The sequence below is a fragment of the Pannonibacter sp. CBAS1226 genome, assembly GCF_055685825.1.
Map to the genome: position 1 here is coordinate 449,449 of NZ_JBVOUO010000003.1, position 14,412 is coordinate 463,860.

At 61.3% G+C, this 14,412-nt stretch carries 14 protein-coding genes and 1 tRNA gene; 10 read left to right on the top strand and 5 right to left on the bottom strand.

The window, feature by feature from the left end; genetic code table 11:
- Window positions 1-48: 48 nt before the first annotated feature.
- The 5 genes from AC0CMF_RS12235 to AC0CMF_RS12255 all read right to left on the bottom strand — a co-directional run bounded on the left by AC0CMF_RS12235 (window position 49) and on the right by AC0CMF_RS12255 (window position 6,762).
- Window positions 49-1,827, bottom strand: a complete 1,779-nt coding sequence (locus AC0CMF_RS12235) for a GSCFA domain-containing protein (RefSeq protein ID WP_374629015.1) — start codon at window positions 1,825-1,827, stop codon at window positions 49-51.
- A 94-nt stretch (window positions 1,828-1,921) separates the two neighbouring features.
- Window positions 1,922-2,668: a pyridoxine 5'-phosphate synthase gene (locus tag AC0CMF_RS12240; protein WP_374629014.1), complete on the bottom strand. Its 747-nt coding sequence runs from the start codon at window positions 2,666-2,668 to the stop codon at window positions 1,922-1,924.
- A gap of 327 nt (window positions 2,669-2,995) precedes the next feature.
- Window positions 2,996-4,240, bottom strand: coding sequence for a phosphoglycerate dehydrogenase (gene serA, locus AC0CMF_RS12245; RefSeq protein ID WP_050474195.1), 1,245 nt, complete (start codon window positions 4,238-4,240; stop codon window positions 2,996-2,998).
- Window positions 4,241-4,399: 159 nt separating this feature from the next.
- Window positions 4,400-4,972 (bottom strand): acetolactate synthase small subunit, encoded by a 573-nt coding sequence (ilvN, locus tag AC0CMF_RS12250; protein ID WP_019964478.1) that lies wholly within the window; start codon window positions 4,970-4,972, stop codon window positions 4,400-4,402.
- Between the two features lie 14 nt (window positions 4,973-4,986).
- Window positions 4,987-6,762, bottom strand: a complete 1,776-nt coding sequence (locus tag AC0CMF_RS12255; protein WP_374629013.1) for an acetolactate synthase 3 large subunit — start codon at window positions 6,760-6,762, stop codon at window positions 4,987-4,989.
- Between the two features lie 558 nt (window positions 6,763-7,320).
- Here AC0CMF_RS12255 and AC0CMF_RS12260 point away from each other — a divergent pair.
- From AC0CMF_RS12260 to AC0CMF_RS12305, 10 genes are all read left to right on the top strand, one after another.
- A tRNA-Lys gene (locus tag AC0CMF_RS12260) sits at window positions 7,321-7,396 on the top strand.
- 180 nt (window positions 7,397-7,576) lie between these two features.
- Window positions 7,577-8,560: a hypothetical protein gene (locus AC0CMF_RS12265; RefSeq protein ID WP_374629012.1), complete on the top strand. Its 984-nt coding sequence runs from the start codon at window positions 7,577-7,579 to the stop codon at window positions 8,558-8,560.
- A gap of 137 nt (window positions 8,561-8,697) precedes the next feature.
- The gene (locus tag AC0CMF_RS12270; protein ID WP_374629011.1) at window positions 8,698-9,681 is read left to right on the top strand and encodes a hypothetical protein; all 984 of its coding nucleotides are present in this window, start codon (window positions 8,698-8,700) and stop codon (window positions 9,679-9,681) included.
- Between the two features lie 445 nt (window positions 9,682-10,126).
- A complete protein-coding gene (locus AC0CMF_RS12275; RefSeq protein WP_208975481.1) occupies window positions 10,127-10,738 on the top strand; it encodes an RNA polymerase sigma factor in 612 nt (203 codons plus the stop codon).
- Between the two features lie 48 nt (window positions 10,739-10,786).
- Window positions 10,787-11,014 carry a RebB family R body protein gene (locus AC0CMF_RS12280; protein WP_019964483.1) on the top strand — a complete coding sequence of 76 codons (228 nt, stop codon included), beginning with the start codon at window positions 10,787-10,789 and terminating at the stop codon, window positions 11,012-11,014.
- A gap of 631 nt (window positions 11,015-11,645) precedes the next feature.
- Window positions 11,646-12,050: a hypothetical protein gene (locus AC0CMF_RS12285; RefSeq protein ID WP_055453924.1), complete on the top strand. Its 405-nt coding sequence runs from the start codon at window positions 11,646-11,648 to the stop codon at window positions 12,048-12,050.
- Between the two features lie 89 nt (window positions 12,051-12,139).
- A complete protein-coding gene (locus AC0CMF_RS12290; protein WP_058899389.1) occupies window positions 12,140-12,568 on the top strand; it encodes a hypothetical protein in 429 nt (142 codons plus the stop codon).
- The gene (locus AC0CMF_RS12295) at window positions 12,537-13,382 is read left to right on the top strand and encodes a hypothetical protein (protein ID WP_058899390.1); all 846 of its coding nucleotides are present in this window, start codon (window positions 12,537-12,539) and stop codon (window positions 13,380-13,382) included. The genes AC0CMF_RS12290 and AC0CMF_RS12295 overlap by 32 nt, the downstream gene beginning before the upstream one ends.
- A gap of 180 nt (window positions 13,383-13,562) precedes the next feature.
- Window positions 13,563-13,883, top strand: coding sequence for a RebB family R body protein (locus AC0CMF_RS12300; protein ID WP_050474281.1), 321 nt, complete (start codon window positions 13,563-13,565; stop codon window positions 13,881-13,883).
- Window positions 13,884-14,061: 178 nt separating this feature from the next.
- Complete coding sequence (locus tag AC0CMF_RS12305; RefSeq protein ID WP_050474187.1) at window positions 14,062-14,394, top strand: RebB family R body protein; 333 nt, start codon at window positions 14,062-14,064, stop codon at window positions 14,392-14,394.
- Window positions 14,395-14,412 lie beyond the last annotated feature (18 nt).

Below are 14,412 nucleotides of genomic sequence, written 5' to 3' on the forward strand. Positions count from 1 at the left end.
CTGTCTGAGGCCGGTTCAGGCGGGGGGGGGTAAGAACGCGAAGGGGGGTTACTTTCGCAAGTTGAAACGCCGGATCAATTCCTCGCCGATTTCTTCATAGTAGGCTGCGCTGCCATGCAGCCAGTCATGTTTCACACCTTGCTTGAATTTTTCCGAGATGAATCTGTCTTCGAATCCAATGGTGTTTATGTAATTTCGTGCGTTGAAGAATTTGCACCCCAACTCCAAATAAACTTTTTCGGAGAGATTTTCATAAATAGTCCAGAGTTGTGTGTTTTTATATCCTCCGAGATGCTGGCTTGGTGGATCACTGACAATTATTACTTTGAAATCAAGGTTTATAATTTTCTTGAGAAGAATCATCTTGTCGCGATTCTCCTGCATGAAATATTCAAAGAACAGATCATTAGTTAGCTTGTTGTTGTGTTCGGACTGAAGCCAAGCCGAAAGAAATGCAACACTGCGATGCGTCTGCTGCCCAATGTTGGTTAGAATGATCTTCTGTCCGGCAGGGCCGCTGGCGGCGGACTTCATGAAAGGAAGAGTTTCTTGCCAGCGCCGGCGGGCAAGGGCATTTTCAAGCGGCACCCAGAGCTCTTCGTCGTCGAGTGCTAGCTCGTTAGAAGTCCATGCCTTGCCATTCATGATCATCCCGCCTGCGTGCGGCAGGCCGAGTCGCTGGAAGGCGGCTGACAGATTACCCATATGGCTGTCACCTATCAGGCACAAGGAGGCATTCCCGGCGCCGGAGGCGGCTGGAGCCCAGGACTCCAGAGCGATTTCTTCGCAAAGGATTTCGTCGGCGTCCTTCGTGCTGTCCGCGGTTGCATCGCGGACGCAATTGGCTCTTGCTGCGGCCAATTGCAAGCTTGCACCGGATTTCTGGATGCCCTCACTGAAATGCGACATGACATGGGCAACACCTTCTGCCGTTACATTCCGCAGGTTCGTTTCATAAAAACGCCCGCGTGCCGGGAAGGCTGATATCAGTTCATAGGAAGGGAAGTAGTCGACGCCAGCCAAATCACGGCACAGATCACCGGCCACAGCACGCAGCACCGATTTCGAATAGATCGTGGCGCTGAGCACATGATCTCCGTTGGCGGTTGCTGTCAGCGGGACGGGCGAAACCGTGAGCAGGAACTTCAGATCCGGGTTCACCGTGCGGGCCAGACGGATGGCTTCGGCCATGTCCCGGCGCACATCTTCATAAGTCTGATTGACGAAACGAACCGTCCCGGGATCAAACGTCCCGCGCAGCGTGCCTGGGCACATGGGGTAGACATGGCCGTCGCGGTGTACCCATGATTCCGTAAGGCCCAAAGTGAAGATAAAAAGGTCAGCCTCCTCCAATCCCGTACGGATGGCGCCATGCGTCTTGATAAGTGCCTGACGGACAGCTTCCTCGCTGTCGTATCCGCTGACTGGCACTACCGGCCGCAGAAGGTCGAAATGGCGGCCGCCGTCTTCTGCAATGTCGAGGATGGGCGGACGCATATCCAGCGCAACTTCCAGCCACTGACGCAGCAGAGCGGCAGTGTAGATGTTGCCGGTTCTGAACGAGAAGACGCCATACTGTCGGTCGCGGCGCATGTCCTCCGTCAGGCTGTCATCCGCAGGCTCCGTATCGATCCAGCTATAGCCATTTGCGGTCAGCCAGCGGCTGATGTGCTGCGCGAAGCAGGAGCCTGCGGTGAGAATGCGCGCGTCTTGTGCAATGGGAAACCGGGGCTGCCAGAGGTCATTGTAGACCACTGAACTTTCATGCTCCGTGATACCTGTCTTCCAGAAACTGGACTGCGGCAGGTTTGTGTATGGGGTGGTCATGGTCAGAATCGCCCAGAATTATCCTGATTAAAGCTAGGGCGTTTCAGACTTTGTCACAAGCTATGGCTGCATCTATGCATAAGGCCAAGCAGACCTATGTTTCCCCCATCGCCTTGCGGAAGCGCTGAACGCTGCCGGCGAAGCCGTGGATCAGGGCGTCGGCGGTGAAGCCGTGGCCGATGGACATTTCGCGGATGAAGGGGGCGCGGCTAATCAGCGCCGGGATGTTCTCCACCGTCAGGTCATGCCCCGCATTGACGCCGAGGCCAGCCGCGCGGGCCGCTTCTGCGGTGGCTGCCACCTTGTCCAGCTCCAGTTTCGCCCGCTCCGGACTGTCGTAGCAGGCGCCATAGGGGCCGGTGTAGATCTCGATCCGCTCCGCCCCGATGGCGGCAGCCTCAGGCGCCAGCGCCGGGTCCGGATCGAGGAACAGGGACACGGTGACCGCCCATTCGCGCGCCGCCGTAATGGCTTCCTTCAGCAGCGCCTTGTCCGCGCCGAACTGCCAGCCGTGGTCCGAGGTGGTCTGTTCCGGCGCGTCGGGCACGAACAGCACCTGATCGGGCCGGGCCTTTTCCACCAGGTCCAGAAACTCCGGCGTGGGATAGCCCTCAAGGCACAGTTCCTTGTTGGGGAACCGGTCTTCGATCAGCTCCGCCAGATCAAACACGTCGCTCTTGCGGATGTGCCGCTCGTCCGGGCGCGGATGCACGGTGATGCCCTTGGCACCCGCCTCCATCGCGATCGCCGCCATGCCGGTGACGCTCGGCCAGGGCAGATCGCGCCGGTTGCGCAGCATGGCGATGGCGTTGACATTCACGGAAAGGCGGGAGGCAGTCATGGCGGGCGTCCGGCAATTGAATGATGCGGCTCGTGCCGCAGGACGAAGAAAATTGGCCGAAACGGCGGTCCTGTCAAACCGGATATTGCTGCGGTGACAAGAATTTATTGGGGCTGTTGAGGGGGCAAAGCCTCTCCACTGTCATCCCGGTTTGGCGCAAAGCGGCAAGACCGGGATCTGGTACACCCGGTTCAGGAGAGAGCCGGTGCCGGGGATACTGGATCCCCACCTGCGTGGGGATGACAACGGAGGGACCGGAGCACCCCCCAACGACAAACGGCGCGAGGCCGTGCCCCGCGCCGTTCGTGTCTCATCAGATCTGAACCATCATACCCGGTTCAGCAGGCGGGCGCGGATGGTGCCGGGGAGGGCGCGGATTTCCTCGAGGATATCGACCGCATTCTCCACCTTGCCGTCCACATCCAGCACCACATAGCCGGTTTCTTCCACCGTCTGCATGAACTGGGCGTGGATGTTGAGATTGTTGCGGGCGAACAGGTCGTTCAGCGTGCGCATGGCGCCCGGCACGTTGCGGTGCACCTGGATGAAGCGGGTGGCATCCGTGCCGCGCGGCAGCTGCACCTGCGGGAAGTTGACCGCACCCACGGTGGAGCCCACGTCCGAATATTCGACGAGGCGGCGGGAGACTTCCTCGCCGATGCGCTCCTGCGCCTCTTCCGTCGAGCCGCCCACATGCGGCGTCATGATCACGTTGGAGAAGCCGCGCAGCGGGCTGAGGAACTCGTCGTTGTTCGACTTGGGCTCGGAGGGGAACACGTCGATGGCTGCACCGGCGATGTGGCCGCTCTTCAGCGCGGCGGCGAGGGCGTCGATATCCACCACCTTGCCGCGGGCATTGTTGATGAGGAAGCTGCCGGGCTTCATCTTCGCCAGCTCTTCGGCGCGGATCATGTTCCGCGTCTCGGCCGTGTCCGGCACATGCAGCGACACGATGTCGGAGCGCGACAGCAGCTCGTCCAGCGTGTCCACCGGCATCACGTTGCCGTGGCGCAGCTTGTCCACCTTGTCATAATAGATGACGGTGAGGCCCATGGCCTCGGCCAGTGTGGCCAGCTGGGTGCCGATGTTGCCGTAGCCGACGATGCCCAGCGTCTTGCCGCGCACTTCGCGCGAGCCGGTGGCCGTCTTCATCCAGCGGCCGGCGTGGGCTGCGGTGGACTTCTCGAAGACGCCGCGCATCAGCATGACGATTTCGGCAATGGTCAGCTCGGCGACGGAGCGGGTGTTGGAGAAGGGGGCGTTGAACACCGGGATGCCGCGCTCGCGGGCGGCGGCCAGATCCACCTGGTTGGTGCCCACCGAGAAGCAGCCGATGGCGACCAGCGTTCCAGCCGCCTCGATCACTTCACGGGTCAGCTGCGTGCGCGAGCGGATGCCCACCACATGCACACCCTTGAGCGCCTCGATCAGCGCCTCCTTGTCGAGCGCCTTCGGCAGCATTTCGACATTGTGATAGCCGCTGGCGTCCAGCACGGCCTTCGCCGTGGGGGAAATGCCCTCCAGCAGCAGCCAGCGGATCTGATTCTTCGGCCGGGACAAACCGTTGCTCATGGGCTTCTAAGCCTTCCTTGTGGGACCTTGCGGTCAGCAATCCGAGAGGGGCGGGCCGGAACGGAAAACGGTCACCGGCCGGAGCCGGTGACCGTATATTGCGTTGCGGCGCGTGCGTCTATGGCCTTGCAGGGTTTGACAGGGCCTTTCGAGGAAAGGTTACAGCCCTTCGGCGCCGCGCTGGACGGCGGCGACGCCGGTGCGGGAGACTTCGACGAGGCCGAGCGGCTTCATGATCTGGATGAACTGCTCGATCTTGGAGGTGCGGCCCGTGATCTCGAAGACGAAGTGGTCCGTCGTAGCGTCGATCACCGTGGCGCGGAAGGCATCGGCAAGGCGCAGGGCCTCCAGACGCTTCTCGCCATGGCCAGCCACCTTCACCAGCGCCAGTTCCCGCTCCAGCGGCTTGTCATTGCTGCCAAGGCGCGCCTGCACGGTGAGGTCGGTGACCCGGTGCACCGGCACCAGCCGGTCCAGCTGGTGGCGGATCTGCTCGATCACCATCGGCGTGCCGGTGGTGACGATGGTGATGCGCGACAGATGCGCCTCATGCTCGGTTTCCGAAACGGTGAGGCTGTCGATGTTGTATCCACGGCCCGAGAACAGGCCGATGACGCGGGCCAGCACACCCGGCTCGTTGTCCACCAGGATCGATAGGGTGTGGGATTCGATCTTGTCGCTGACTTCGGCCATGAAATAGGCGGAAGGGGCGTTGACGTTCTGTGCGTTCATGACGGTTCCTTGCCTCAGACCAGTGCCTTGCCTGCCGAACCGATGGCATTGGCCACCGCCTCGTCATTGGCTTCATCGGGAAGCAGCATTTCGTTGTGGGCCTTGCCCGAGGGAATCATCGGGAAGCAGTTGGCAAGGTTTGCCACACGGCAGTCGAAGAGCACCGGCCTGTCGACGGCGATCATCTCGCGGATGGCATCATCCAGCTCGCCCGGCTTCTCGACGCGGAAGCCAACGCCGCCATAGGCCTCGGCCAGCTTCACGAAGTCCGGCAGGCTTTCCATGTAGGAATGGGACATGCGGTTGCCATGCAGCAGCTGCTGCCACTGGCGCACCATGCCCATGTACTGGTTGTTGAGGATGAAGATCTTGACCGGCAGGTTGAACTGCACCGCCGTGGACATTTCCTGCATGTTCATCAGCACGGAGGCATCGCCCGCCACGCAGATGCTGAGCGCATCGCGGTGGGCAACCTGTGCGCCGATGCAGGCGGGAAGGCCATAGCCCATGGTGCCGAGGCCGCCGGAGGTGAGCCAGTGGTTGGGCGATTCAAAGCCGATGTACTGCGCCGCCCACATCTGGTGCTGGCCGACTTCGGTGGAGACATAGGTCTCGCGGCCCTTGGTCAGTTCGGCAAGGCGCTGCAGCGCATACTGCGGCATGATGATGTCGTTGTTGGGCGTGTAGGCAAGGCAGTTGCGCGCGCGCCACTGGTTGATCTGGGCCCACCAGGCCTTGAGCGCGGCCGGATCGGCCTTGGCCCCGGACGAACGCCACAGGCGGACCATGTCTTCCAGCACGTGGCCGACATCGCCGATGACCGGAACATCCACCTTGACGACCTTGTTGATGGAGGAGGGGTCGATGTCGATGTGGATTTTGCGGGCGTTGGGGGCGAAGGCGTCGATGCGGCCGGTGATGCGGTCATCGAAGCGCGCGCCGATGCAGACCATGACGTCGCAGTCATGCATCGTCATGTTGGCTTCGTAGGTGCCGTGCATGCCCAGCATGCCGAGCCAGTTCGCGCCGGACGCCGGATAGGCGCCAAGGCCCATGAGCGTCGAGGTGATCGGGAAGCCGGTGAGCTGGACCAGCTCGCGCAGAAGCTGGCTGGCATGCGGGCCGGAGTTGATGACGCCGCCGCCGGTATAGAAGACCGGCTTCTTCGCGCCGGCCATCAGCTCGATGGCCTGGCGCACGGCATTGAGGTCGCCCTTGATTTGCGGGCGGTAGCTCTTGTGCGCCGCTGCCGGGTTGGCCGTCGGGCCCTGATAGGTGCCGGTGGCGAACTGGACGTCCTTGGGAATGTCGATCACGACCGGGCCGGGGCGGCCGGAGGTGGCAACATAGAAGGCCTCATGGATGATGCGCGGCAGGTCGTTGACATCGCGGACCAGCCAGTTGTGCTTGGTGCAGTTGCGGGTGATGCCGACCGTGTCGCATTCCTGGAAGGCGTCCGTGCCGATGAGATGGGTCGGAACCTGGCCGGTGATGCAGACAAGCGGAATGGAATCGAGCATCGCATCCGTCAGCGCCGTGACCATGTTGGTCGCGCCGGGGCCGGAGGTGACCAGAACGACGCCGGGACGGCCGGTGGAACGGGCATAGCCCTCCGCCGCATGGCCCGCGCCCTGCTCGTGGCGCACGAGGATGTGCTCGATGTCGTCCTGCTGGATGATCTCGTCATAGATCGGCAGTACCGCGCCGCCGGGATAGCCGAAGATATGTTTCACACCCTGGTCTTTAAGCGCCTGGAGCACCATGCCGGCTCCGGTCATCTCCCGTGTCATCGTCTGCTTCCTTGCCTTGGCTTCTTGATCCGAAATCTCTTGATCTTGCCGTGTTTGAAGTGTGTCCGGAGGGCTGGAACGAAAAAGGGCTCCCGAGGAGCCCTTGCTGCGCGCCAGCCTGTTCCGAACGGGTCTACCGTTCAGGCCGCGCGCGTTCCTACTACCAGAAGCAGCTGAGAAGCTGCGAAAATCTGCTTCGCCATCGGGCGTCCCGCTTCCTGACTGCCGGTCTTGCTGTAAAGGCCGGTCATGACAAGTTCAAATCCCGCAGGCCACCTTCGGCAGCTGCTGCAGTTGCGCTGCACACTAGTATTGGTGCCGAGGGTTGGTCAAGCGGAAATTCTGATTATTTCGCAAAAGCCCGTTTGCGTTGCCGAAAGTTGCGGAAGGGCGCGCGTGGCTTCCCGGAGGGGCTGATTTCTGCGGATTTTCACGGCCTCTGAAAAGTTTTACACAGGCGCCACAAAAACTTCATCGAACCCTCTTGCATGTCCGGGAGGTGCTGGGTATAAGCCGCTCATCCGAAGCGGACAGGCGCTGACGCCGCCGCGACGAGATGGGTGTATAGCTCAGTTGGTAGAGCATCTGACTCTTAATCAGACGGTCCAAGGTTCGAATCCTTGTGCACCCACCATCTCCTTCCGTTGAAAATCTGAAGCAAGCTCCGCGCAAGCCCCGGCACTTATCAGGCCATGACTTAAGGGTTGCATGGCCTCTTTGATGCAGCCTTGAATGGATCGCCGGAGCGTGTGCTTGCATCTTCCTGCTTGTGACTATCGCGCTCGTTCCGGCCATGGTTTCGCGCGGAGTCCCTATGAAATCCTCTCTTGCAGCCGCTGCTCTGATTGTTCTGGGCAGCCTTTCTGCTGCCGCTGACACGCTGGCCGAAAAGCCGGATTGTGCGGCCGATCTCGCCTATGCTGTGACACTGCTCAACGGGCAGCAGTTCTGGCCCAGGGTTGAACTGCGTCCGGGCGCGGTTCCCGTTGAGGAAGACGGGCGTTGCGTGCTGCGTGGGGGTGTCTTTTCGTTTAAATCCGACAGCATGCCCTATCTGCAGTTAATGGAAGAAGTAAGCTGGACAGCGGTGTGGGGTGAGGATGGGCGTGAATCTATACCGCTGAAGGTCATGCTGGATGTACCTAAAGGCCAGCGCAGGCCGGATCTAGGAGGGTTCGGCATCAAAGGGTTCAAACCTCGTCAGGATCCGAAAAAAGGCTTCTGGAGCCTTTCTGTTGATTTTGAGTTTGATCAAGACCGGCTTGTACTTCTGATGAACCGCTATGATTTCACCAGTAGCAATGGCGCCCATATATTGTCATCATGGCGGCTGCAATTCGTCGAACCTGCTGATGAACAGTTGAATGCAGAGGACGTTGCCCCTCGGGACCTTTTGGGAATCAAGGAGTTCGAGCTGCGGCTTCAGGACGAAGGATATCTGCAACAGTGGATCGACGAAAATACTGCCATTCTGAAGTTGGCTTTCCAATCGAGTTCGGATGCAATGTTGGACTGGCTAAAAGGCGAATTAACTGCAGAGGTGAAGGAGCTGCCGGATAATGTGATCGATGAGGATAGCCTGTCGGCTTTGCTGTCGATGATTAGTATGATTCCGGCTCCCGAAGGTGTCATGCATCTGAAAATTGGTTTCAAAAAGGGTTTCTTTTTCAGCGATGCTTTGAACGAAAGCCGTGCGATCAATGCGTACACGGATGATGCGAAAGTTGAACCCTTAGCATCTATATTGCAGAGGTTTGGCGCGACGATCTCCGCAAGGCATGAACCCGTTCTTCCCTGACCAGTCGCCGGTCTTCGTCCTCGCCATCCGTAAAAATGCGATGCAGATCACGGATCTGCAGGGCGGGGATGTGCATTGTCAGGACAGGCCGGAGCTTTCCGGCATTCTGGTTCTGATGACACGCATGTGGAGCTCCCATGAAATCGCTGTTCGCCACTGGCGCCCTGATCCTTGCGGGCTGCGTTTCTGCTGCCGGCAGTGCGCAGGCTGCGGAAACTGACTGCGCTGCCGATGTGGCCTATGCCGCTTCCGTTCTCGAAAAGGCCGCGACTGAGCGCGCCGGTGCGGCGCTTTCGGCGATGACGCCGGTGGAGGAGAATGGCCGCTGCATTCTGCGGGATGTTTCCCTGCCTTTGACCGAAGGGATGGTCAGCTACACGATCGAGGCGGACGAGGTGGCCTGGACCGCGCAATGGGGCGAGGGCGGCCGGGAGAGCGCGCCGCAGAAGCTCGTGCTGAAGATGACCGGCGCGCGCAACATCCCGATGTTCGAGGGCATGCAGGAGTCGATCTATCAGATGCGGCTGATTGGGGAGAGGAACCCCGGCAGCGTTCATCTCGACTACGAGCTGGACCCGGAGCGCAAGCAGCTGGCGCTGAACCGGCTGGAAATCGACATGGGCGGCGGCACCCGGATGCGAACGGCGGCGCGGCTTGAGGCGTTTGATCTTCCGGCGCTGCTGGCCGAGCCGGCGCTGCTGGCCGAGCCGGCGCAGATCCGGCTGCATGAACTGGACTTCAAGATCGAGAACGGCGGCTTCTTTGAATCCATGTCGGCGGTCTGGATCGCATTCCTTTATCCCGCCTACGGCGATACGCCCGAAAGCGCGGTGGAGGCCGCAAAGCAGATGCTGACCAGACAGGCTGAGGGGCTGCCGGATCAGCTGGTGGATCAGGACAGCCGCAAGGCATTGGCCTCCATCATTGCATCCGTTCCCCATCCCGCCGGTCTGATGCATGTGAATGTCAGCTCGGCGAAGGGGATTTCGACGCTGGATTTCGCGCCTCTGGCCGCGCTGGGGCCAGTCACCCTTGAGGTCCTGCTGCCCCATCTGGACGGCGTGAAGATCACCGTGCGCCATGATGACGTGCCTTCCTGCGTCTGCGAGAGCCGCTGGTAAGCCTGCGCAGTGTGATCAATGACTTTTCTTGCGCCCGGTCAGGCCCGCCTGTCCGGGCGTAATTTTTGCCCGCAGCTGTGAATTAAATCCTCGGTTGTATCTGGTTGCAAAGATCTGGCGCATGCGGAGGGTGCCCATGCCCTCCGCAGCTTTGCGTATTCAAGGTTGCATGCGCGGTGTGCTCTGTCACTTCATCTTATGCGTGCAAGGCGTTCAGACTGATTCCGTTTTCCGGCCTGCCCGAAGACGTTTTTCTGAATTCAAGATTAAAGCCTTAATACGCAAAAATATCGTGGTTAATGAAGTATTAAATTATTAATTTGTGGCTATAAAAAATCCCGCTAAGGTTGTCACGAAGGAATTTCTTCTGCGTCTATCCAGACAAGCCCATGGGGTGAGAGGGTCTGCGTCGAAGACTTTCATGGTTGAAACCGGGAATCGCGCAATGACGAGTGTTTTGCCTGCAAACGGATTATGGACCAGCTGGATCGATGACGCGCCCGTGCTGCGGCGCCGGGCGCTGCGCCTGACGAAAGGGGACAGGGAGGAGGCGGAGGATCTGCTGTCATCCACCCTGATCAAGGCGATTTCACACGTGGAGCGTGCAGAGACGCATATCCGTGAACCGCGTGCCTTCCTGCTCTTTGCGCTCAAGAACGAGTACATCAGCAGGTTGCGCCGCAAGAACTCGGAACGTCAGGTGCGGGATTTCTCGGCTGACATCTATGAGGACAACGACACGGGTTTTGCGGATGTGCGCCCCTCGCAGGAGCACCTGCTCTGGCAGCAGGAAATCCTGCGCCGGGTGATGGCGGTCATGAATTCCCTGTCCGCAGAGCACCGGCGGATCTTCGAGCTGCGCTTCTGCGAGGAGCAGAGCTACCGGGACATCGCCGATGTGCTGGGCATTTCCGAGGCGCTGGCGCGCAAGCGCGTGCAGACCCTGCGCCAGACGCTGAGGGCGGCCCTGGGTGAAACCGGGCAGGAGCACTGGAACCAGCCGCAAGAGCGGGCCACAAAAACCGCCCCCTCGCGGCCCTCACGGACGAAAGCCTGACGCGTCCAGATTTATGTCGGGTCATCGCAAACCGAACAGGAACAGGAAATGGCCGATCAGCTTGTAAATTCCCAGATCACCGATGCGGTCACCCAGACCAATGTGAAGGTGGTGGCCGAAGCGCCGTCCCAGGCCATCGCGAGCCTCTATCAGGTCAGCAGCCATGCGACGGGCCTGTCGATCCAGAATGCGGTTCACAGCCAGCAGGCGCTCAACCAGGTCATGACGGCGGTCGTCTCCAAGGCGGTGCAGCTGATCATGGAAGTGGGCCAGTAACATCAGGGCGGCGGGTTTTCTTTCCAGTCCGTCCTGACGTGCTCAGGGACGCTCCGGTCCGGCCGGAGTGCGATGAGGGAGTGGTGCCATGGCCACGAAAACGTTTCTGGACCGCCTGCGCCAGTCTGCCACCGCTGCGGTGAGCGGGGCGGAGGGGACGGGTAAGCAAAGAGCCTGGCGGGATGGCTGGCTGTCCGACTGGATCCACGGCGGAAAGCCGGTGGCAGGCGGGAAGGGGCAGCCGGATACGCGGGAGGTCAGCCTGCAAGGCAGAGCGGCGCCCATTGAGGCGAAGCCTTCGGTGACCGGACATGCGCCAGCCACAGCTCCGGCCACGGCGAAACCGGCTTCCCGCCTGTCCGCAAGGACGTCTGAGCCGGCGCCTGAGCCGGGGGCTCCGGGTGTTTCACGGTCTGCTCCGGCAGGGGGCCGGGCGGCCGGAAATGCCGGTGAAGGTTCGCCGGGCTCCGTTAACGTTAACACGAGCCCGTCCGGGCGGGCAGGGGGCTTGCCTCAGTCCTCGCCCCAGACCTTGCGTCCGGTGAACGGGCCCCCCGTCAACGGCAGGCCGGTAAACCTTGAGGCGGCCTTTGCCCCGCAGCTTGAGAAAGACCTGTCAAAGGAGAAGAGAATGCCTGGAGATCCGACTGCCCCGGTGGGCGCGACACCGCCTGACACTTCGGCGCTGAACAAGCAGATCGTGCAGGCGGTGAACTTCACCAACTATCAGAATCTGGCGAATGCGCCCGCCATGGTCATCACGCCGCCGGAGATGAGCGTCGGCCAGACGACCGCCATCGCGGTGCAGGATGCCGAGAGCTACATGAACGCCATCATGCAGATCGCAGTGGCCGGGCAGGCGGTGGCCATCAAGAAGGCGGCGCAGGGGCCTGCGGGCGAGTTGATCGCCGTGCCGCTGATGGCGGAAATCCAGGCCATGGTGCAGGCCGCCGTCGCTGTCTATGGCAGTGTCAGCACCACCGCCGGAACCTCGGCCTCCACGGTGATCGGTGATCTGAAGACGGCCGTGTCCTGAGGGGCCGCGGGCTGATGAAATCCTGAAGAACAGGCACGGCAAGCGTGCCGCAGAGGCTGGATCAGCTCCGGCCGTTGGGAAGGTGTGTCATGGAACTGAGTACGGATGGCTTGTGCCGCGATCTGGATGTACTGATCCAGTGCTTTCTTGAAAACTGGGCCGAGGAAATCGGCCAGACCTGTGGCGCGCCGGGAGAGAGCAGGCTCTTCAACGTCTATCCTCAGGTCATCACGCAGCTGTCCTGGGCGCGCACCGCGCTGGGGCAGGCGGGTGAGTTGCTGCAGCTGTCCAGCACCGGAGAGGTGACAGCCGTCACCACCTGCGAGATGGCGGCCGTGTTCGAAGCGGATGGGGCAGGGGCAGCTTCATGCTGTCCTCCGGTCCCGGACAGCAGTTCCGACAGCCTGATGCGCGATGCGCTTGCCTTCATCAGCCAGTCCATGCGCAGCACCAGCCGTTCGGCCAAGACCCGTAAGGAGAGCGAAAATGACGGACGTAGAGACCGGTACCGGAGTTGAGCCCAAGGCTGAAACGGCGTCCGCGCAGGCCGCCGCCCAGCCCCCGGCGCAGAGTGCTGGAGAGATTCCGGCTGTTCCGGCGCCGCAGGTTGATGTGCCGAAGGTGCCTGTGCCCGAAGTGCCTGTGCCTGAAGTCGCGGTTCCGGTGATGACGGCACCGGCGGCTCAACCCTCTTCTGCCGCTGCTGCCAGCGCCGGGAGTGTTCGGGGGGAAGGGCGTGACGCCGGGCGGGGCGAAGGCCGTGGTGCGGGGCGCGGAGAGGATGAGGCCGGTGCGGCGGATCAGTCGTCCGCTGCCGCCACCGGCGAGTTCGTCCGCGATCTTGCCGGCAGCGGTGGAGGTGGCAAGGACGCCGGCGCCGGAGGGGCCGCCACAGGGGCGCAGCTGCTGCGCCAGCTGCTCATCGAGCATCTGAAGGTCGCAGCCCTGCAGTCGGGCTATGCCCAGGTGACCCAGGCCCTGCCGAAAGTGCTGGCGGCCGGCATTGAGGCGGGGCAGCGCAAGAAAGCCGCAGATCAGGCCTATGAAGAGGGGCTTGCTGTTGCCGTCAAGGTGCTGAGCAGTGCCCGCGACGCGGCGAAAAACCTTTCCAGTTCGATCCAGGGTGAGCAGGAGACGCTGGCCAAGCTGCTCGCCAACAACGAGGAACTGGTGAAGCTGCCGCAGGATGCGGTGAAGGCCCTGAGCGTCATGGAGCAGATCGGCCACAATCTGGCGACCCAGAAGGCCGGACTGTCGAACCCGACCGTGCGGCAGGGGCTTCAGTATCAGATCGAACAGATGAAGCAGCATCTCACCGGCTCATCGCGCTGATTGATGCTGAACATCATGAAGAACTTGCGCCTTCGCGATGAAATCGCGGAGGCTTTGCGCTTTATATTTCGCGTATGTTCTTTAATTTCATGAAATCTGTCACGCGGGGTGGTGGTTGGCGTCTTTTCTTGTGCAGGTGATTGGCTGATCCCGGCCACGCCGCAGATCAAGGAGATGAATATGGCCGCACCCACTACCGTGAGCCCGATGATCACTGATGCCGTGACCCAGTCCAACGTCAAGGTTGTTGCCGAGTCGCCGGCGATCGCGCTGAGCACGCTCTATCAGTCCATGTCCCACTCGACCGGCATCATGTTCCAGAATGCGGTCGCCGCCCAGCAGCAGCAGAACTCGCTGGCCCAGGCCGCAACCAACCAGGGGATCATGCAGATCTATTCCGTCGACACGACGGCCGCTGCCGGTGCTTCCGAGAAGGTGGCCCAGACGGGCGTGTCCGACAATCTGACCAGCCTTCTGACGGTGCTGCAGTCCTTCAGCTGACCGCAGACCGCAGGGACGCACAGACCAGACCAGATTGGGGCCGGCTTCATGCCGGCCCTTTTGTCATGTGCGGACCTGCGAAATGCCGGCACGCTCCCTCACGGGCGTCTGGGATTGACGTCCTATGAGATGTGAAGGGCCGCATGCGGTGCTGGCCCGCCTCAAGGAGTAAAAAGAGATGGCCGATCCCACCACCGTGAGCCCGATGATCACCGATGCGGTAACCCAGTCCAATGTGCAGGTCGTTGGCGATGCACCTGCCGTGGCGCTCAGCACGCTGTACCAGTCGCAGGCCCATTCGCTCGGCATCCTGTTCGAGAATGCGGTTGCCGCCCAGCAGCAGCAGTACACCCTGTCCCAGGCGGCAGCCAACCAGGGCATCATGCAGATCTATTCCGTTAACTCCACGGCTGCGGCAAGCGCGACGGAAAAGGTGGCGCAGACGGGCGTATCCGACAATCTCACCAGCCTCTTGACCATTCTCGGCGCGCTGGGCGGGACCGGCCGCTGATAGGGCAGCCTCCCGCTG